At 72.8% G+C, this 19,792-nt stretch carries 14 protein-coding genes; 8 read left to right on the forward strand and 6 right to left on the reverse strand.

The genetic code is table 11. From position 1 onward, the window contains the following. Nucleotides 1-120: 120 nt before the first annotated feature. Both MXD57_RS07090 and MXD57_RS07095 read left to right on the forward strand, forming a co-directional pair. On the forward strand, nt 121-1,854 hold the full coding sequence (locus tag MXD57_RS07090; RefSeq protein ID WP_250400446.1) for an ABC transporter ATP-binding protein: 1,734 nt from the start codon (nt 121-123) through the stop codon (nt 1,852-1,854). After that, on the forward strand, nt 1,854-3,836 hold the full coding sequence (locus MXD57_RS07095) for an ABC transporter ATP-binding protein (protein ID WP_250400447.1): 1,983 nt from the start codon (nt 1,854-1,856) through the stop codon (nt 3,834-3,836). The genes MXD57_RS07090 and MXD57_RS07095 overlap by 1 nt, the downstream gene beginning before the upstream one ends. 39 nt (nt 3,837-3,875) lie before the next feature. Here MXD57_RS07095 and MXD57_RS07100 read toward each other — a convergent pair whose 3' ends face one another. From MXD57_RS07100 to MXD57_RS07120, 5 genes are all read right to left on the reverse strand, one after another. Next, on the reverse strand, nt 3,876-5,045 hold the full coding sequence (locus MXD57_RS07100; protein ID WP_250400448.1) for an RNA polymerase sigma factor: 1,170 nt from the start codon (nt 5,043-5,045) through the stop codon (nt 3,876-3,878). Between the two features lie 159 nt (nt 5,046-5,204). Further along, entirely contained in the window at nt 5,205-7,112 is a 1,908-nt protein-coding gene (gene dnaG, locus MXD57_RS07105; protein ID WP_250400449.1) for a DNA primase, read from the reverse strand. Nucleotides 7,113-7,172: 60 nt separating this feature from the next. After that, nucleotides 7,173-8,438 carry an NAD(P)/FAD-dependent oxidoreductase gene (locus MXD57_RS07110; RefSeq protein WP_250400450.1) on the reverse strand — a complete coding sequence of 422 codons (1,266 nt, stop codon included), beginning with the start codon at nt 8,436-8,438 and terminating at the stop codon, nt 7,173-7,175. A 78-nt stretch (nt 8,439-8,516) separates the two neighbouring features. Continuing rightward, nucleotides 8,517-9,833: a deoxyguanosinetriphosphate triphosphohydrolase gene (locus MXD57_RS07115; RefSeq protein ID WP_250400451.1), complete on the reverse strand. Its 1,317-nt coding sequence runs from the start codon at nt 9,831-9,833 to the stop codon at nt 8,517-8,519. Nucleotides 9,834-9,995: 162 nt separating this feature from the next. Continuing rightward, entirely contained in the window at nt 9,996-10,856 is an 861-nt protein-coding gene (locus MXD57_RS07120; RefSeq protein WP_250400452.1) for a sirohydrochlorin chelatase, read from the reverse strand. Nucleotides 10,857-11,027: 171 nt separating this feature from the next. Here MXD57_RS07120 and MXD57_RS07125 point away from each other — a divergent pair, with 171 nt between their 5' ends. From MXD57_RS07125 to MXD57_RS07135, 3 genes are all read left to right on the forward strand, one after another. Continuing rightward, complete coding sequence (locus MXD57_RS07125; protein WP_250400453.1) at nt 11,028-11,705, forward strand: SanA/YdcF family protein; 678 nt, start codon at nt 11,028-11,030, stop codon at nt 11,703-11,705. Nucleotides 11,706-11,808: 103 nt separating this feature from the next. Next, a complete protein-coding gene (locus tag MXD57_RS07130; RefSeq protein ID WP_250400454.1) occupies nt 11,809-13,959 on the forward strand; it encodes a molybdopterin oxidoreductase family protein in 2,151 nt (716 codons plus the stop codon). A gap of 510 nt (nt 13,960-14,469) precedes the next feature. Then, nucleotides 14,470-15,432, forward strand: coding sequence for an alpha/beta fold hydrolase (locus MXD57_RS07135; RefSeq protein ID WP_250400455.1), 963 nt, complete (start codon nt 14,470-14,472; stop codon nt 15,430-15,432). Between the two features lie 239 nt (nt 15,433-15,671). On the opposite strand, the gene MXD57_RS07140 is transcribed toward MXD57_RS07135, so the two are convergent. Continuing rightward, on the reverse strand, nt 15,672-16,103 hold the full coding sequence (locus MXD57_RS07140; protein WP_374114664.1) for a gamma-glutamylcyclotransferase family protein: 432 nt from the start codon (nt 16,101-16,103) through the stop codon (nt 15,672-15,674). Between the two features lie 138 nt (nt 16,104-16,241). Between MXD57_RS07140 and MXD57_RS07145 the strand changes: the two genes are divergently transcribed. The 3 genes from MXD57_RS07145 (at nt 16,242) to MXD57_RS07155 (ending at nt 19,651) form a co-directional block, all read left to right on the forward strand. Further along, nucleotides 16,242-17,891 carry a M4 family metallopeptidase gene (locus MXD57_RS07145; protein WP_250400456.1) on the forward strand — a complete coding sequence of 550 codons (1,650 nt, stop codon included), beginning with the start codon at nt 16,242-16,244 and terminating at the stop codon, nt 17,889-17,891. 402 nt (nt 17,892-18,293) lie between these two features. Further along, nucleotides 18,294-18,875, forward strand: coding sequence for a hypothetical protein (locus MXD57_RS07150; protein ID WP_250400457.1), 582 nt, complete (start codon nt 18,294-18,296; stop codon nt 18,873-18,875). A 155-nt stretch (nt 18,876-19,030) separates the two neighbouring features. Further along, a complete protein-coding gene (locus MXD57_RS07155) occupies nt 19,031-19,651 on the forward strand; it encodes a class F sortase (protein WP_250400458.1) in 621 nt (206 codons plus the stop codon). Nucleotides 19,652-19,792: the final 141 nt, after the last annotated feature.

Below are 19,792 nucleotides of genomic sequence, written 5' to 3' on the forward strand. Positions count from 1 at the left end.
CCGGTGGGCGCGGGGAAACGCCGATGGCTTAATCGGTTGAGGTAACACGGGTGGAGTGTCCGACGATAGGGGCCAAGGGCGCATCGACCAGCCCCTGTCGCCGACTCCGAGAGACGTAGCGTGCTCATACGACTTCTACGGACCTATCTCAGGCCCTACAAAAAACCCATAGCGTTGCTGGTGCTGCTGCAGTTCCTGCAGACCTGCGCCACCCTCTACCTGCCCACGCTCAACGCCGACATCATCGACAACGGTGTCGTCAAGGGCGACACGGACCACATCCTGTCCTTCGGCGCCCTGATGATCGGCATCTCGCTGGCGCAGGTGGTGTGCAACATCGGCGCGGTGTACTTCGGCGCCCGGACCGCTTCCGCGCTCGGCCGGGACGTGCGCGGCGCGGTCTTCGACCGGGTCCAGTCGTTCTCCGCCCGTGAGGTGGGTCACTTCGGGGCGCCGTCGCTCATCACCCGTACGACGAACGACGTACAGCAGGTCCAGATGCTGGTCCTGATGTCGTTCACCCTGATGGTGTCGGCGCCCATCATGTGTGTCGGCGGGATCGTGCTCGCGCTCGGTCTCGACGTGCCGCTGTCCGCGGTCCTCGTCGCCGTCGTGCCGGTGCTCGGCGTCTCCGTGACGCTGATCGTGCGCCGGCTGCGGCCGCTGTTCCGGTCCATGCAGACGCGCCTGGACACGGTGAACCGGGTGCTGCGCGAGCAGATCACCGGCAACCGGGTGATCCGCGCCTTCGTCCGGGACGAGTACGAGCAGGACCGGTTCGCGAAGGCCAACGGGGACCTGACCGACATGCAGCTCGCCACCGGCCGGATGCTCGCCCTCATGTTCCCGATCGTCATGACCGTGGTGAACGTGTCCTCCATCGCGGTGGTCTGGTTCGGCGCCCACCGCATCGACAGCGGCGGGATGGCCATCGGTGACCTGACCGCGTTCCTCGCCTATCTCATGCAGATCGTCATGTCCGTGATGATGGCCACCTTCATGTTCATGATGGTGCCGCGCGCCGAGGTGTGCGCCGAGCGCATCGAGGAGGTCCTGGGCACCGACAGCAGCGTGGTGCCGCCGGTCGCCGCGGTGACCGAGCTGCACCGGCACGGGCGGCTGGAGATCCGCGGCGCGGGCTTCCGCTATCCGGGTGCCGAGGAGCCGGTGCTGAAGGCCGTCGAGCTGGTGGCCCGGCCGGGTGAGACGACCGCCGTGATCGGCTCGACCGGCAGCGGGAAGTCGACGCTGCTCGGCCTGGTCCCACGGCTGTTCGACGCCACCGAGGGCGAGGTCCTCGTGGACGGCGTCGACGTCCGCGAGATCGACCCGGGGCTGCTCGCCTCGACCGTGGGGCTCGTGCCGCAGAAGCCGTACCTGTTCGCCGGGACGGTCGCGACCAACCTGCGCTACGGCAATCCGAAGGCCACCGACGAGGAGTTGTGGCAGGCACTGGAGGTGGCGCAGGCCAAGGACTTCGTCACCGGGCTGGAGGGCGGGCTCGACGCGCCGATCGCGCAGGGCGGCACCAACGTCTCCGGCGGTCAGCGGCAGCGGCTCGCCATCGCCCGCACGCTGGTGCAGCGCCCGGAGATCTACCTCTTCGACGACTCCTTCTCCGCGCTGGACTACGCCACCGACGCGGCGCTGCGCACCGCGCTCGGCCGCGAGATCGCCGACGCGACCGTGGTGATCGTCGCCCAGCGGGTGGCCACCATCCGGGAGGCCGACCGGATCATCGTGCTGGACGAGGGACGGGTGGTCGGCACCGGCCGGCACCACGAGCTGATGGCCACCAACGAGACCTACCGGGAGATCGTGCTCTCCCAGCTGACGGAAGCGGAGGCAGCCTGATGGCCGGGCCCATGGGACGCATGATGGCCGGGGGCGGCCCCGACCAGCGCTCGATGGACTTCAAGGGCTCGGGCAAGCGGCTCGTCGCCCAGTTCAGGCCCGAGCGGGTCACCATCTACGCCCTGCTGCTGTGCGTGGTCGTCAGCGTGACCCTGAGCGTGCTCGGCCCGAAGATCCTCGGCAGGGCCACCGACCTGGTCTTCGCCGGCATCGTCGGCCGCCGGATGCCGGCCGGGGACACCAAGGAGCAGGTGCTCCAGTCGATGCGCGAGCACGGCCAGGGCCAGATCGCGGACATGCTCAGGGGCACCGACTTCACCCCCGGCGAGGGCATCGACTTCGGTGCCGTCGGGCAGGTGCTGCTGCTCGCGCTCGGCACCTTCCTGGTCGCCGGTCTGCTGATGGCGGTCGCGACCCGGCTGGTCAACCGCGCGGTGAACCGCACCATGTACCGGCTGCGCGAGTCGGTGCAGACGAAGCTGTCGCGGCTGCCGCTGTCGTACTTCGACAAGCGCCAGCGCGGTGAGGTGCTCTCCCGCGCGACCAACGACATCGACAACATCGGGCAGACGCTCCAGCAGTCGATGGGCCAGCTCATCAACGCGGTGCTGACCATCATCGGTGTGCTGGTGATGATGTTCTACGTCTCCTGGCTGCTGGCACTGGTCGCGCTGGTGACGGTGCCCCTGTCGTTCGTGGTCGCCACCCGGGTCGGCAAGCGGTCGCAGCCGCACTTCGTGCAGCAGTGGCGCACCACCGGCAAGCTGAACGCGCACGTCGAGGAGATGTACACCGGTCACACCCTGGTGAAGGTGTTCGGCCGGCAGGAGGAGTCGGCGAAGCAGTTCGCCGAGCAGAACGAGGCACTGTACGAGGCCGGGTTCCGGGCGCAGTTCAACAGCGGCGCCATGCAGCCGCTGATGATGTTCGTGTCCAACCTCAACTACGTGCTGGTGGCCGTCGTCGGTGGGCTCAGGGTCGCGTCGGGCGCGCTGTCGATCGGTGATGTGCAGGCCTTCATCCAGTACTCGCGGCAGTTCTCGATGCCGCTGACGCAGGTCGCGTCGATGGCCAACCTGGTGCAGTCGGGTGTCGCCTCGGCGGAGCGGGTCTTCGAACTCCTGGACGCGGAGGAGCAGGAGGCGGATCCGGTGCCGGGCGTGCGCCCCGAGGAACTGCGCGGACGGGTGTGCCTGGAACACGTGTCGTTCCGGTACGACCCGGAGAAGCCGCTGATCGAGGATCTGTCGCTGACGGTGGAGCCCGGGCAGACGGTGGCGATCGTCGGCCCGACCGGTGCGGGCAAGACCACGCTGGTCAACCTGCTGATGCGGTTCTACGACGTCTCCGGCGGGCGCATCACACTGGACGGGGTGGACGTGCGGCGCATGTCCCGGGACGAACTGCGCTCGGGCATCGGCATGGTGCTCCAGGACACCTGGCTGTTCGGCGGCACCATCGCCGAGAACATCGCCTACGGTGCCGGTGTGGAAGGGGGCGCGCGAAGCGCACCCGGTCAGGACGGCGGCGGCCGTCGGGTGGGCGACGTCACCCGGGGTGAGATCGAGGAGGCGGCCCGCGCGGCCCACGCGGACCGGTTCATCCGCACCCTGCCCGACGGCTACGACACCGTGATCGACGACGAGGGCTCCGGGGTCAGCGCCGGTGAGAAGCAGCTCATCACGATCGCTCGGGCCTTCCTGTCCGACCCGGTGATCCTGGTGCTGGACGAGGCCACGAGTTCCGTGGACACCCGTACCGAGGTGCTGATCCAGAAGGCGATGGCCAAGCTCGCGCACGGCCGTACGTCGTTCGTCATCGCGCACCGGCTGTCGACGATCCGGGACGCCGACACCATCCTGGTGATGGAGAACGGCTCCATCGTCGAACAGGGCGCGCACAACGAGCTGCTGGCGGCCGACGGGGCGTACTCCCGGCTGTACAAGGCCCAGTTCGCCCAGGCCGTGGCCGAGGTGGACTGATCCCGCGGCGGGGGCCGCTCACCTGGTGGGCGGCCCCGGTCAGTCGAGGTAGCCCCGCAACTGGTCCGCGAACGTGTGGTCGCGGAGCTTGTTGAGGGTCTTGGACTCGATCTGCCGTATCCGCTCCCGGGTGACACCGAACAGGCGCCCGATCTCCTCCAGGGTGCGGGGGCGGCCGTCGGCGAGGCCGTAGCGGAGCTGGACGACCTTCCGCTCGCGCTCGCCGAGGGTGGAGAGCACGGCCTCCAGGTGCTCCCGGAGCAGCAGGAAGGCGGCCGACTCCACGGGGCTCGCGGCGTCGCCGTCCTCGATGAGGTCGCCGAGGGCCACCTCGTCCTCCTCGCCCACCGGGGCGTGCAGGGACACCGGTTCCTGGGCGAGCCGCAGCACCTCGCGGACGCGCTCGGGCGGCAGGTCGAGCTGGGCGGCGACCTCTTCGGGGGCGGGCTCGTAGCCGCGCTCCTGCAGCATGCGGCGCTGGACGCGGACGACCCGGTTGATCAGTTCCACCACGTGCACGGGCACCCGGATCGTGCGGGCCTGGTCGGCCAGGGCTCGGGACATGGCCTGCCGGATCCACCAGGTGGCGTAGGTGGAGAACTTGTAGCCGCGGGCGTAGTCGAACTTCTCCACGGCCCTGATGAGCCCGAGGTTGCCCTCCTGCACCAGGTCGAGCATGGTCAGGCCGCGGCCGACGTACCGCTTCGCCACGGACACCACGAGCCGCAGGTTGGCCTCGATCAGCCGGCGCTTGGCCATCCGGCCCATGACGACCAGCCGGTCCAGGTCGTGCGCGAGCCGGCTGTCCAGGTCGGGGGTGCCGCTCAGCTTCTCCTCGGCGAACAGTCCGGCCTCCACCTTGCGGGCGAGGTCGACCTCCTCGGCGGCGGTGAGCAGCGGGATGCGGCCGATCTCGCGCAGGTACTGGCGAAACAGATCCGCGGAGGGGCCGCCGGTCTCGGCCCGCGCGGCGACCGCGGGCCCCGCCGGCTCGGCGGACTCGGCGGGCTCAGCGGGCTCAGCGGGCTCCTCCGCCAGCGCCTCGGCGGGTGGCTCCGCCGGCTCACCGGTCTGCTCCTGGCCCGCCTCGGGGTGGCCGAAGGCGCGGCTCTGCGGGGGGACGGCCACGAGGACTCCGGACTCCGCGCCGGGCCCGTCGGCCGTGCCGGCGGCGCTGGTGTCGGTCTGGGTGAGGGTACGGGTCTGCACGGGGGGCGACCTCCTGGGGCAGGCACCGGGGACTCGGGCACCGCCCCCAGTGTGGGGGAAGACACATCGCCGCCACGAGGGGCGTGCGGTGACTTTTTGCGTCCGCTTCGTGACGCGGCGGATATCCGGCCCGGCCGACGCACGGCCGGGACCGGCCCCTCACAGCGCTGCGGCGCCCCGTTCGCGCAGAGCCTGGTCGTACTGCTGCAGGACCCACATCTCGTTCTGCACGGCGGCCAGTTGGGCCGGGTCCCCGCCGGTGGACAGGCGGGTGAGCTGGGACTGGATGTCGCGGATGCGGCGCTCCACGGCACGGCGGCGGATCTGCACCAGCACCGTGCCCGCGTACGTCTCGTCGACGGTGCGGCGCAGGATCGGTTCGACGGCCAGCTCGGTGACCATGGCGCGGGCGGTGTCGTCGGGTGCGGCGTCCCGGACGCGGACCAGGTACCCCTGTCCGTCCTCGACGCCGTACTCGGCGCCGCCCGCCTCCGCGATGGTCAGGCGCACGGCGGCGTAGGGCGGGGCGGTGAACTCGTCCACGCCGTACGCGTCGAAGGCCGGGGAGACCAGGTCGGGGCGCTGGAGGGCGAGTTTGAGCAGCTCGCGCTCGGCCGCGTGGACGGGGTTGCGCAGGGTGAGGGCCGGGCCGGACGGGGCCGCGCCCTGGGGGCCGGTCTCCCACTGCTGCTGCGGGCCGCGGGGCTGCTGCTGCGGGCCCCCCTTGCCGCGTTCGCGGGCCCAGCGGGCGAGCTGGGCGACCCGCTTGACCACGAACTGGGTGTCGAGGATGCCGAGCATCCCGGCCAGCTCGACGGCGACCTCGTGCTGGGCGCCGCTGTTCTTGATGCGGGCGACGATCGGGGCGGCCTCGTCCAGGGCGGCGGCCCGGCCGGCCGGGGTGTCCAGGTCATAGCGGGCGACGATCTGGCGCAGCGCGAACTCGAAGAGCGGGGTGCGCGGTTGGGCCAGGTCGGCGACCGCCTCGTCGCCCTTGGCCAGGCGCAGCTCACAGGGGTCCATGCCGTCGGGGGCGATCGCGATGTAGGTCTCGGCGGCGAACTTCTGGTCGTCCTCGAAGGCCCGCAGGGCCGCCTTCTGCCCGGCCGCGTCACCGTCGAAGGTGAAGATCACCCGGGCGGAGCCGTTGTCCATGAGGAGCCGGCGGAGGATCTTGATGTGGTCGCCGCCGAAGGCCGTGCCGCAGGTGGCGATGGCCGTGGTGACCCCGGCGAGGTGGCAGGCCATGACATCGGTGTAGCCCTCGACGACGACGGCCCGGCTGGTCTTGGCGATGTGCTGCTTGGCCAGGTCGATGCCGTAGAGGACCTGGGACTTGCGGTAGATCGCCGTCTCCGGCGTGTTCAGGTACTTGGGCCCGTTGTCCGCCTCGTACAGCTTGCGGGCGCCGAAGCCGACGACCTCGCCGCCGATGTCCCGGATGGGCCACATCAGACGGCCCCGGAACCGGTCGATGGGGCCGCGGCGGCCTTCCTGGGAGAGGCCGGAGAGCAGCAGCTCCTTGTCGGTGAAGCCCTGGCCGCGCAGATAGCGGGTGAGGTGGTCCCAGCCCTGGGGGCTGTAGCCGACGCCGAAGTGCACGGCGGCCGCCTGGTCGAAGCCACGCTCGGCGAGGAAGACCCGGCCGGTCTCGGCCTCGGCGCTCCGGGCGAGCTGTTCGGCGTACCACTGGGCGGCGATCTTGTGCGCCTCGACCAGACGGATGCGCTCGCCGCGCTGGTGGGCGGGGTTGTACCCGCCCTCCTCGTAGCGCAGGGTGATGCCGGCCTGGGCGGCGAGCCGCTCGACCGCCTCGGAGAAGGAGAGGTGGTCCACCTTCATCACGAAGGTGATGGTGTCGCCGCCCTCCTGGCAGCCGAAGCAGTGGAAGAGTCCCTTGCTCGGGCTGACCTGGAAGGACGGCGACTTCTCGTCGTGGAAGGGGCAGAGCCCCTTGAGGTTGCCGCCGCCGGCGTTGCGTAGCTGGAGGTACTCGGAGACCACGGCGTCGATCGGGACCGCGTCCCGTACCGCCTTCACGTCCTCGTCGTTGATCCGTCCTGCCACGATGCGATTCTACGGGGCCGGACCGACACCCCCCGGCACGCTGCCCGGCGCCCGCGGGGATCAGGAGGCGAGGCCGTCGAGGGGTACGTGGGGGTCGGCGAGCGCGTCGGTGTCCACCCGGGCGCGGGAGCGGATGAGGTTCTGGACGGGCTCCGTGACATCCCACACGTTCACGTTCATTCCGGCCAGTACGCGGCCCTCCCGGAGCCAGAACGCGATGAACTCCCGCTTGCCCGCGTCGCCCCGGATGACCACCTCGTCGTACGACCCGGGCGGTGCCCAGCCGCTGTACTCCATGCCCAGGTCGTACTGGTCGGTGAAGAAGTACGGCACGCGGTCGTAGGCGACGTCCCGGCCGAGCATCGCGCGGGCGGCGACCGGGCCGCCGTTCAGGGCGTTGGCCCAGTGCTCGACGCGGAGCCGGGTGTCGAACAGGGCGTGCGGGAAGGCGGCGACGTCGCCGGCCGCGTGGATGTCCGGGTCGGACGTCCGCAGCCGTTCGTCGACCACGACCCCGCCCCCGTGCGCCCGGTCGGCCAGCTCCAGGCCCGCCGCCTCGGCCAGGGCGGTCCGCGGGGCCGCGCCGATCGCCGCGAGCACCGCGTGGGCGGGGTGCTCCTCGCCGTCGTCGGTGCGGGCGGCGAGGACCACGCCGTCCTGGCCGACGATCTCGGTGAGCCGCACCCCGAAGCGGAAGCGGACGCCGTGGGCGTGGTGCAGCTCCGCGAAGACGTTGCCCAGCTCGGGGCCGAGGACGCCGTGCAGCGGGGTCGCCGCCGGCTCGATCACCGTCACCTCGGCCCCGTACTCGCGGGCCGCCGCCGCGACCTCCAGGCCGATCCAGCCGGCGCCGGCGATCACCAGGTGGCCGTTGTCCCGGCCGAGCGCGGCCAGCACGCGCTTGAGCCGCTCGGCGTGGGCGAGGCGGCGCAGATGGTGCACGCCCGCGAGGTCGGTGCCGGGGATGTCAAGGCGGCGGGGTTCGGCGCCGGTGGCGAGCAGCAGCTTGTCGTAGTGGACGAGGGTGCCGTCGTCGCCGAAGCGCACCGTCTTCGCGGCGCGGTCGATCCGGTCCACGGTCTGGCCGAGGTGCAGCTCGACGTCGTTGCGCGCGTACCAGGCGGGCTCGTGCACGAAGACGCTGTCCCGCTCCTCCTTGCCGAGCAGGTAGCCCTTGGACAGCGGGGGGCGCTCGTACGGGTGGTCGCGCTCGTCGCAGATCAGTATCACCCGGCCGGTGAAGCCCTCCGCGCGGAGCGTCTCGGCCGCCTTCGCGCCGGCGAGGCCGCCTCCGACGATGACGAATGTCTGATCCGCGTCGACCACTTGATGCCTCCTCGTAAGGGTGCCGCCACATGCGAGCGTCCCGCACCGGGCGGGCTGCGGGAAGGGGGAGTGCCCCGATCAGGCCACCGGCGGGGCACTTTCCCGCTGGATATGCCCCGTCAGTCTCGCGTGCAGCGAGCGGGCGGAGGCGTCGGTCAGGGAGGCGATCTGGTCGACGATCACCCGCTTGCGCGCGTGATCGCCGGGTGCCGCGTCGAACAGGGCCCGGAACTGGGGGTCCAGGCCGTCCGGCGCGCGGGCGGTGAGCGCCTCGGCCAGTTCGGCCACGACCACCCGCTGGTCGGCGCGCAGCCGCTCCTGCTCGGCGCGCTGCATGACGTACCGGTCGGCCACCGCCTTGAGCACCGCGCACTCCATGCGGGTCGCGCGGGGCACGACGAGTTCGGCGCCGTAGCGGGTGAGCCGGCCGCCGCCGTACGCGGCCCGGGTCGCGCCCTCCGCGGCCAGGCAGAACCGGCCGATGAGCTGGCTGGTGGCGTCCTTGAGGCGGGCCTGGGCCACCGCCGTGCCGTCGTAGCCGTGCGGCCACCACTGCTGGTCCTGGAGCCGGTCGAGGGCCTCGGCCAGTTCGGCCGGATCGGTGTCCGCCGGAACGTACCGGCCGACGGCGACCTCGAACACCGCCCGCCGCTCGGGTTCGGCGTGCAGGCAGTTCGGGTCGATGTGGCCGGCGTGCAGCCCGTCCTCGACGTCGTGCACCGAGTAGGCCACGTCGTCCGACCAGTCCATGACCTGTGCCTCGAAGCAGGTGCGGGTGCCGGGGGCGGTACTGCGCACCCAGTCGAACACCGGGCGGTCGTCCTCGTACACGCCGAACTTCACGGACGCCGGGTCGGTGGGGTGGGCGCCGCGCGGCCAGGGGTACTTGGTGGCGGCGTCGAGGGCGGCGCGGGTGAGGTTGAGGCCGACGGAGCCCTCGGGGGTGAACCGCTTGGGCTCGATCCGGGTGAGCAGTCTGAGGGACTGGGCGTTGCCCTCGAAGCCGCCGCAGTCGTCGGCGAACTCGTTCAGGGCCTGTTCGCCGTTGTGGCCGAAGGGCGGGTGGCCGAGGTCGTGCGAGAGGCAGGCCGCCTCGACCAGGTCGGGGTCGCAGCCGAGGGCGGCGCCCAGCTCACGGCCGACCTGGGCGCACTCCAGGGAGTGGGTCAGGCGCGTGCGGGGACTGGCGTCCCAGGCCTGGCTGGAGGTCCCCGGTGTGACCACCTGGGTCTTGCCGGCCAGGCGGCGCAGGGCCCCGGAGTGCAGGACGCGGGCGCGGTCGCGCTGGAAGGCGGTGCGGCCCGGCCGTTTGTCGGGTTCGGGCGCCCAGCGTTCGACCGAGGCCTGGTCGTAGGCCGAAGCGGCTGCGGTGCCGGTGACTGCGGTGCCTTCCATGGCTCGACAGTACGGGGCGGTGGTGACAATCGGGGGTACGGGGCGCCGGATCGCCCGCCGGGGTGTGTCGGGCCGCCGCCGCGGGTGCGTCGTGGCGCGCCCGCGCGGCGGAGCCGCACGCCGCCGCGGTCCCGCGCCCGCCGGGAAGGGCCGCCCTCGGGCTCAGGCCGACGCCAGGTCCGCCCGAACCGGCGTCTGCGCCCGGTCGTAGCGGTGCAGGACCAGACGGGCCATCGCCTCGTGGGCGCCCAGGGGGGCCGAGACGATCCACGGCGCCGTCCGTGCGCACTGGGCCGCGAACCGCCCCGGTGCGGTGAAGCAGGAGGCGATCGCCACCCGGTCGCGGCCGCGTGCGGTCAGGGCCCGCACCGCGGTGTCGACCGTCGGGGCGGCCGCCGAGGCGTAGGCGGGGACGACGGGGACGCCGAGGCGCTCGGCGAGGAGGCGGGCCGTGCGGCGGGTGTCCGCGGCCGAGTCCGGGTCGCGCGAGCCCGCCGCCGCGAGGACGACCGCGCCCGTCCGGCGCGTGGCGGCGTCCTGGCCCGGGGGCCAGCCGGCCTCGAGCAGACGGGCGTGCAGGGTGTCCACCAGCAGCGGGTGCGGGCCCAGCGGGGCGGCCACGCGCGTGCGTGCGGGCGAGGCGGCCGCCATCTCGGGGATGTCGCGCTTCACGTGGTACCCCCGGCCGAGAAGCAGCGGTACGAGGATCGCGGGGGTCGCGCCCAGCGCGGCCAGGGTGTCCGGGAGCAGGGGCTCGTTCAGCTCGATGTGCCCCAGGTGGACGGGGAGGCCGGGGCGCTGCTCGCGCACCCGGTCCCGCAGGGCCCGTACGGTCCGCAGCGCGCGCGGGTCGCGGCTGCCGTGGGCGACCAGGACGAGGGCGGGCGGGGCGGGACGGCGGCGTCCGCTCGGCGAGACGAGCCGGAGCCGGTCGGCGAGTCTGCTGCTGATGCTGTTCATGAGGTGCGCCGTGCTGTCGAGATGGAGGATGGACTCGTCGCTGAGGGGGTTCGACGCCGTCATGGCACGATCCTGACGTGGGTACGTTGCGCCGCCGTTGCCGGGCGGTCACGGGTGTTTTCCGCGGCTTCACCGCGTACGGATGCGGCCGGTGAGGCCGATCCGGGCGTCCGGGCGAACCGGATCACCCCGGCCCGCGTCCTCCTGGTCGGAACCGACGCAGGGGGGAACCGCATGACGACGCGCCGACCTCGGCTGCCACGCACCCGCAGGGGGTGGCGGCGGCTGGTGCAGGCCGTGATGGCCGGGTGCGTGCTGGCACTGCTGCCGGCGACCTGGCTGTACGTGTCGACGGCGGACCGGCTGCGGACCGCGGCGGACGTGCCGCGCACCGAGGTCGCGGTGGTGTTCGGGGCCGGGCTGTGGGACGGGGAGCCGTCGCCGTACCTCGCGCACCGGCTGGACGCGGCGGCCGGGCTGTACCGGCAGGGGCGCATCGAGGCGGTCCTCGTCACCGGGGACAACAGCCGTGAGGACTACGACGAGCCCGACGCCATGCGCGCCTATCTGACCCGGCACGGGGTGCCGGACGCGCGCGTCGTCAGCGACTACGCGGGCTTCGACACCTGGGACTCCTGCGTGCGGGCCAAGAAGATCTTCGGGGTGGACCGGGCGGTGCTGATCAGCCAGGGCTTCCACATCCGGCGGGCGGTGGCGCTGTGCGAGGCGGCGGGAGTGGACTCCTACGGTCTCGGGGTCGACGCCAAGCACGACGTGACCTGGTACTACGGCGGGACGCGCGAGGTGTTCGCGGCGGGCAAGGCACTGCTGGACGCGGTGTTCCAGCCGGATCCGCGGTTCCTCGGGCCGAAGGAGCACGGCGTGGCACGGGCGCTCGCGTCCGGCCGGTGACCGGCGCCTCACGGCGGGCGGGCGGGCGCGGGGAGGACGGCTTCCCGGCCGTGTAACAGGGAGCCGCCGCGGGCCGTAACACTCCGGAAGCACGCTGGTCGGCATGGAGACCACCTCGACGCCCACCCACTGCCCGTACTGCGCCCTGCAGTGCGGGATGAACATCACGCCCCTGCCCCAGGGGGGCGTCGAGGTGACCGAACGGCCGGACTTCCCGGTGAACCGGGGGGCGCTGTGCGGCAAGGGCCGCACGGCCGCCCGGGTGCTGTCGCCGGCGGCCCGGCTGACCTCGCCGCTGGTGCGGTCCGGGGGGCGGCTGGTGGAGGCGGGCTGGGACGAGGCGCTGGACCGGGTCGCCGGGGCGCTGTCGTCGGTGCGGGCGCGGGGCGGGCCCGACGCGGTGGGGGTGTTCGGCGGGGGCGGGCTGACGAACGAGAAGGCGTACGGGCTCGGCAAGTTCGCGCGGGTGGTGCTCGGCACCTCGCAGATCGACTACAACGGCCGGTTCTGCATGTCCTCGGCGGCGGCCGCCGGGACCAGGGCGTTCGGCCTCGACCGGGGGCTGCCGTTCCCGCTGGAGGACATCCCGCGCACCGGCTGCGTCGTGCTGGTCGGCTCCAACCTCGCCGAGACGATGCCGCCGTCGCTGCGCTTCTTCCGCGAACTGCGCGACAACGGCGGCACGCTGATCGTCGTCGACCCGCGCCGCACGAGGACCGCCGAGCAGGCCGATCTGCACCTGGCGCCCCGGCCGGGCACCGATCTCGCCCTCGCGCTGGGCCTGCTGCACCTGGTGGTGGCCGAGAACCGCACGGACGAGGAGTACATCCGGGAGCGCACCACCGGCTGGGAGGAGGCCCGGGCGGCGGCGATGGCGCACTGGCCGGAGTACGTGGAGCGGATCACGGGGGTGTCCGTTCCGCGGCTGCGGCAGGCGGTGCGGATGTTCTGCGAGCCGGAGTCCGCGATGGTGCTCACCGCGCGGGGGCCCGAGCAGCAGTCCAAGGGCACGGACACGGTGGGCGCGTGGATCAACCTGTGCCTGGCGACCGGCCGGGCGGGCCGTCCGCTGTCCGGGTACGGCTGTCTGACCGGGCAGGGCAACGGGCAGGGCGGACGTGAACACGGGCAGAAGGCGGACCAGTTGCCCGGCTACCGCCGGCTGGACGACCCGGCGGCGCGGCGGCACGTGGCCGAGGTGTGGGGCGTGGCCCCGGACAGCCTGCCCGGCCCGGGCCGCAGTGCGTACGAACTGCTGGACGCACTGGGCACGGACGTCCGGGCGCTGCTGCTGATGGGGTCCAACCCGGTGGTGTCGGCGCCGCGCGCGGCCCATGTGGAGGAGCGGCTGCGTTCGCTGGACTTCCTGGCGGTGTGCGACGTCGTCCTCTCGGAGACGGCCGAACTCGCGGACGTGGTGCTGCCGGTCACGCAGTGGGCCGAGGAGACGGGCACGACGACCAGCCTGGAGGGCAGGGTCCTGCTGCGCCGCCGGGCCGTGGCCCCGCCCGCCGGGGTCCGCAGCGACCTGGAGGTGCTGCACGGCCTGGCCGTGCGGCTCGGCGTGGAGAAGGGCTTCCCGACCGACCCCGAGGAGGTCTTCGGGGAACTGCGCCGCGCCTCCGCGGGCGGCCCCGCGGACTACTCGGGCATCACCTACCGGCGCCTGGCCGACGAGAACGGCGTCTTCTGGCCGTGCCCGGAGGTGCCGGCGCAGGACACCGGAGCCGCCGGTGCGGCCACCGGTTTCCCCGCGCCGCACCGGCCCGCCCCGGCCACCGCCCACCCCGGCACCCCGCGGCTCTTCCTCGACCGGTTCGCCACCGACGACGGCCGGGCTCGGTTCGTCGCCGTGGCGCACCGGGCCGGCGCGGAGGAGCCGGACGCGGAGTATCCGCTGCTGCTGACCACCGGCCGGGTGGTGGCCCAGTACCAGTCGGGGGCGCAGACCCGCAGGGTGGCCGAGCTGAACGCGGCCGCGCCCGGCCCGTTCGTCGAACTCCATCCGCGCCTGGCGGCCCGCCTCGGCGCGGCCGAGGGCGACCCGCTGGCGGTGGTCTCCCGGCGCGGCCGCGCCGTGGCTCCCGCCCGCATCACCGCCGCGATCCGCCCCGACACGGTCTTCATGCCGTTCCACTGGCCGGGCGAGGGCCGGGCCAACACCCTGACGAACCCGGCCCTGGACCCGGTGTCGAAGATGCCCGAGTTCAAGACCTGCGCGGTGCGGGTGGAGCTCCTCGGACCCCGGACCTGAGGGCTGTCCCGCGATCCCCGGCGGGCGCACGACGACGGCCACGGCACCTCGCCGCGTTGCCGGATCGCCCGGACACGCCCCGTACGAGGACGACCCTCCGCCGTGCGAGGCACCGCATCCGACGCCGTGCGCCGACCCACCGGGGATTGTCCCCGCCGGCCTGGCGATGCTCCTGAGGCCGCCGGCAGAGCCTCGCCGAGCCTGCCCGATCGGCGACCCGGGAAGTCTTGACGGGGTGACGGCGACGACATGACTCCCACCCCAGCGGCCGGGGAACGACAGGACCGGCCACCACGGTGCCGACAGCGTCCCCACACCCCAGGACACGGCATCTGGCCAGCAGGATCCGAGGACGAGGCGAAACCGATGAAGTAGAGCACCACCTGGGCGGTGTCGGTGCCCCGGGACCCCCACCCGGTTCCGGCCCTCGTGAGATGAACGGGCGACAGGCCCACGGCACGCCCGGGACCTTCGCCGCCTCCCGAGATCACGGCGCATACGCTCATGCGCATGGTCGAGCACCACATGGTTGACGTGAACGGCATTCGGCTGCACATCGCCGAAGAGGGCGACGGCCCCCTGGTCGTGCTGCTGCATGGCTTCCCCGAGTCATGGCACTCCTGGCACCGACAGTTCGGCCCGTTGTCCGATGCGGGTTTCCGGGTGGTCGCGCCCGACCAGCGTGGGTACGGACGCAGCGACCGGCCCGACGCCGTCGACGCGTACACCATCCTTCACCTGGTCGGCGACGTCGTCGGACTGGTCCAGGCCCTGGGCGAGAAGAAGGCGTACGTCGTCGGGCACGACTGGGGCGCACCCGTCGCCTGGCACACGGCTCTGCTGCGACCGGACATGGTGCTCGGGGTGGCCGGCCTGAGTGTGCCGCCCCCGTTCCGGGGGACCCGGCCTCCGCTCACCGAGATGGACAAGAGGTTCGGCGGCCGCTTCTACTGGAACTACTTCAACCGCCCCGGCGTGGCCGACGCCGAGTTCGCGAAGGACGCGCGCGCCGCTTTGCGGAAGCTCGTCTATTCGGCCTCCGGCGATGCTCCCGACGCCGACGAGCGCAAGCAGCCGCTGGTTGATCCCGAGCGTGGCTGGGTCGCGAGCATGCCGGATCCCGAAGTACTGCCCGAATGGTTCACCGAGGACGACCTCGACCAACTCACCGAGAGTTTCTCCAAGGGCTTCACCGGGGCCCTCAACTGGTACCGCAACATCGACCGCAACTGGGAACTCACCGCACCGTGGCACGGCGCCGTCGTCACCTCGCCCGCCCTGTACGTCTACGGCGACCGCGACGCCGTCCCGGCCTTTCCCGGCACCCCCGAACTTATCGCGAAACTGCCGGAGTTGATGCCCAATCTGTGGCGCGAGCCCCTGAAGCTGGCGGGCTGCGGGCACTGGACTCAGCAGGAACGCCCAAACGAGGTGAACACGGCCCTCATCGACTTCCTCAGGGCGAACCCCTGACCCGGCATGCGGGCAGATGGTGGTGTGCCCGCTCCGGCGGGTCGGGGGCCGACGGCCGCCGTGAGGGTGCGCGACAGGCCACCTGGCCTTCCTGATCGGCCTGGTCGGGCTCACCGCGGTATCCGTCGCCGACGGCCGGATGCAGGGACGGCGGTGCGGGCGTGGCGGACGGCTGCCGGCGGGGTGACGCCCGACCCGCGCGGCACGGGAACGCGGGGCGGCCGCCAGGTCGAACCCCGTCAGCCGCGTTCCAGCCAGTCCCCGCTCGTGATGCGTCGCCCCCCGGCCCGCAGGCGCAGCGCGACGGCGGGGGACGCCAGGTAGACCCAGGCCGGGGTCGTGGTGCCGTCGGGGCGTTCCACGGGGCGGGCGACCCGTTCGTAGAGGTTGCGGGGGTCGCCCTGGACGTACTCCTCCAGGCGGTCGAGTTCGGTCAGGAGCCCGGCGTAGGACCGCGCTGACGCGGTGACGAGTTCGCCGCTGACCGTGGCGCCGGGCTCCTCGACGGCGTAGGGGTAGCCGGGGCCCTCGTACAGTGCGGCACCCGGGAAACGTCCCGGTTCCTCCCGGTCCGTCCGGCCGCGCAGGAACAGGTCGTGGTTACGCTCGCCGGGGCGGAGAGTGCCGTAGACGAAGAACGGCAGGGGGCCCCGGGCGTCCGGAGTGATCACGGAATCGATTCTCCTCCTGCGCCGCCTTCTCACACATCTCCCTGTAGGCGCTATGGACATGACATGTCATGCCCACTTAAATCTCAGTGGACAGCGCCAACTCCCCCACGCCTCGAAGGCGCCTCCCCAAGGAGACAGATGAGTCGGATACGTCAGCACATCCGGGGTTCCCGTCGTCTCGCCACCACCGGCGTCGCCGCCACCACCGCGGCCCTCCTGGCCGCCGCCCTCTCCCCCGCCGCGCACGCCGACGGCCGCCCGACCCGGGCCACCGCCGTCGAGAACGCGGCCTCGGCCGTCGCGGCCCAGGCGAAGAACCTCGGCCTGACCTCCGCCCAGGACACCAGTGTCCGGGACGTGATCGTCGACGGCAACGGAACCCAGCACGTCCGGTACGACCGTACGTACCATCAGCTTCCGGTGCTCGGCGGCGACTTCGTCGTCCACCTGGCGCCGGACGGCGCCTACCGGAGCGCCGACCGCGCGACCGGGGCCAGGATCTCGGTCCCCTCCACCACCCCGAGACTGTCCGCGCCCAGAGCCGCCGGCCTCGCGGTGAACGCCCTGCGGGCCGCCAACCTCGGGGAGAGGCTGCGGCAGGTGAAGGCCAAGCCCGAGCTGGTCGTCGACGCCCTGCACGGCGCCCCGAAGCTCGCCTGGCGCACCAACGCCACCGGCCGGGACTCGCTCGGCAACCCGGTCGCCCGCACCGTGCTGACCGACGCCGTCACCGGCGCCCAGATCGACGCCTGGGACAGCATCGAGACGGCCACCGGCGACGGCAGGTCGCTGTACGGCGGGACCGTGCCGATGGAGACCACGCAGTCCGGCTCCTCGTACCAGCTCAAGGACCCGACCCGCGGCAACACCTACACCGGTGACGCCGAGGGCAAGACCGACCTGTGCTTCTTCGGGATCTGCTTCATCCGGGCCCCCGCCACCCTCTTCACGGACGCCGACAACCACTGGGGCACGGGGACCACCGCCGACCGCGCCTCGGCCGCCGTCGACGCGCAGTACGGCACCAACGAGACCTGGGACTACTACAAGAACGTCCACGGCCGCAGCGGCATCGCCGGCGACGGCAAGGGCTCGTACAACCGCGTCCACTACGGCAACAAGTACAACAACGCCTTCTGGGACGACAGTTGCTTCTGCATGACGTACGGCGACGGTGACGGCACCACCTTCGGGCCGCTGGTGGCGCTGGACGTGGCCGGGCACGAGATGAGCCACGGCGTGACGTCGAAGACGGCCAGACTGACCTACTCGGGCGAGTCCGGCGGCCTGAACGAGGCCACCTCGGACATCCTCGGCACGATGGTCGAGTGGTACGCGAACAACTCCTCCGACCAGGGCGACTACCTCATCGGTGAGAAGATCGTGAAGCCCGGCTTCGGCAAGGCGGCCCTGCGCTTCATGGACAAGCCGTCCAAGGACGGCAGCTCCGCCGACTACTGGAGCTCGTCGGTCGGCAACCTCGACGTCCACTACTCCTCGGGCGTCGCCAACCACTTCGCCTACCTGCTGAGCGAGGGCAGCGGCGCCAAGACCATCAACGGCGTCGACTACAACTCGCCGACGTACAACGGCTCGACGGTCACCGGCATCGGCCGGGACAAGGTCGGCAAGATCTGGTACCGGGCGCTGACGGTCTACATGACGTCCTCCACGAACTACAAGGGCGCCCGCACGGCCACCCTGAACGCCGCCAAGGACCTCTACGGCGCGGGCAGCGCCGAGTACGACGCGGTGGCCGCCGCCTGGAGCGCGGTCAACGTCAACTGAGCACGGCCGAAGCACGCGTGGGGCGGCCGTCCCGGTCCAGTGGGTACCGGGGCGGCCGCCCTGCTCGTGCGCCGTGCGGCGCGGCCGGACCGCCGCCGTCCGCCGTGCCGGGCCCGGCCGGCGCCGGGCGGGGTCCCACCGCCCCACAGGGGTACCGGTCACCCGTTCACCCCCGCCCCGCACGCCATTCGTGTGCTCTTGCCCGGACCCCCCTCACCCGCCTCTGACCAGCCATGATTCGCCCTCGCTCACCCGTGTGGGGGTCCGGCGCGCCACCCGTTCAGCACGTTACTGACCCATCGTCAGCAAGCGCCGCGGCCCGACTGCGATTTTCCTCGGAAGGGCAGGGGCGTGCCCCTGGAGGAGTCGGAGGAACGAGACGGACAAGTTCTGGGGAGCACCATGCGACGCACCGCCCGTCTGCTGACCGGTACCGCGCTCGCCGTGGCCACGGCGGGACTCGCCACGGCCCCGGCCCACGGCGGCGGGGTTCCGGCAGCGGCTCGCCTGCGGGGCGCTCCGGCCGCGGCCGGGACCGGCAGCCTGCAGGTGAGCCCGGCCACCGCGGTGCCCGGCGGCCGGATCACCGTGAACACCACGGAGTGCGGCGCGCGGGGAACCGCGATCGCCGACGCGGGCTCGGTCGGCGCCGGGACCTTCATGCTGGCGCCCGGCACGAACGAGGGCGAGGCGGTCGGCGAGTTCCGGGTGCCGACGGGTGCCCAGCCGGGGACGTACGAGATCGTCGCGAAGTGCGCCGAGGGCGACCGGCAGGTCACGGGTGACCTGGTGGTGGCGCTCAGCACGGCGCGGATGGGCGCGGCGCACGAGCAGGTGCGGCCGCGGGGAAGCGTGAAGACGGGGGTCGGCGGCGCACTCGGCACCGACCCCGTGCAGACCGCGGCGGGCGTGGCGGCTCTGGCCGTCGCCGCCGCGGGCGGTACCTGGCTCCTGCATCGCCGGGCGAGAGGCGACGGGATCTGACGGACACCCTCCGCTGTCCGTCCGCCGGTACCGCACATCCCGCCCCCTTCGGGTCCGACGCCCCTCGCGGCCCGGAGGGGGCGGGGGTCCGCCCCGTGGCGGGCCGACCCGATGTCGAAGGGCCGTTCGGGGTGCGCCCCGGGAGAGGGGAACTCATGCGCAGAGTCGGGGACACCGCCATAGCCGCCGTCACCGTGGTCGCGCTCGGCTCGGGGACGTGGCTGCTCGCCGCTCCGGACGCGACGCACACGCCACCGCAGCCGGCCGCCGCCGAGGGACGGCCCGACCCGGGCGAGGAACGGCTCGGGGCCGGCGCGCTCGCGCCCTCCCCACCGACCCGCATCCGCATCCCCTCGATCCGGGTGAACGCCCCGCTGACGGGCCTGGGCCTCACCCCGGCGGGCAGCCTCGACGTGCCGCCCGCCGGGAACAAGAACCTCGCGGGCTGGTACGAGGCCGGCACCACACCCGGAGAGACGGGCACCGCGATCGTCGCCGGCCATGTGGACAACGCCGAGGGCCCGGCCGTCTTCTACGACCTGGGCGCGCTGAAGCGGGGAGCCGCCATCGAGATCGACCGGCGCAACGGCGGCGTGGCCGTGTTCACCGTCGACGCGGTGGAGGTGTACCCGGCCAGCGCCTTCCCCGACGACAAGGTGTACGGCGCGGCCCCGCGGCCCGAACTGCGGGTCATCACCTGCGGCGGCGGCTACTCGAAGGCCACCGGCTACCAGGGCAACGTGGTGGTCTTCGCCCACCTGACCGGCAGCCGCTGACGGCCGCGCCCGGGGCCCGCGCGGTGGGCGCGCCCCGGCGTCCGCGCACCTCACAGCCCTCTCCCGGCCCCCGGCAGGACCCTCACACCTCCCGCCCGGCACCACTGAGGGCAGCGTTCCCGCCGGGAAACAGAGGTGATG

Origin of the sequence: Streptomyces cellostaticus, assembly GCF_023630175.1 — a bacterium.
GTDB classification, from domain to species: Bacteria; Actinomycetota; Actinomycetes; order Streptomycetales; family Streptomycetaceae; genus Streptomyces; species Streptomyces cellostaticus_A.

Bases quoted from the DNA above. Each gene is read 5' to 3' on its own strand.
- MXD57_RS07145 (WP_250400456.1), top strand. From the start codon at position 16,242: ATGAGTCGGATACGTCAGCACATCCGGGGTTCCCGTCGTCTCGCCACC.
- MXD57_RS07135 (WP_250400455.1), top strand. From the start codon at position 14,470: ATGGTCGAGCACCACATGGTTGACGTGAACGGCATTCGGCTGCACATC.
- MXD57_RS07115 (WP_250400451.1), bottom strand. From the start codon at position 9,833: ATGGAAGGCACCGCAGTCACCGGCACCGCAGCCGCTTCGGCCTACGAC.
- MXD57_RS07150 (WP_250400457.1), top strand. From the start codon at position 18,294: ATGCGACGCACCGCCCGTCTGCTGACCGGTACCGCGCTCGCCGTGGCC.
- MXD57_RS07130 (WP_250400454.1), top strand. From the start codon at position 11,809: ATGGAGACCACCTCGACGCCCACCCACTGCCCGTACTGCGCCCTGCAG.
- MXD57_RS07125 (WP_250400453.1), top strand. From the start codon at position 11,028: ATGACGACGCGCCGACCTCGGCTGCCACGCACCCGCAGGGGGTGGCGG.
- MXD57_RS07120 (WP_250400452.1), bottom strand. From the start codon at position 10,856: ATGACGGCGTCGAACCCCCTCAGCGACGAGTCCATCCTCCATCTCGAC.
- MXD57_RS07095 (WP_250400447.1), top strand. From the start codon at position 1,854: ATGGCCGGGCCCATGGGACGCATGATGGCCGGGGGCGGCCCCGACCAG.
- MXD57_RS07155 (WP_250400458.1), top strand. From the start codon at position 19,031: ATGCGCAGAGTCGGGGACACCGCCATAGCCGCCGTCACCGTGGTCGCG.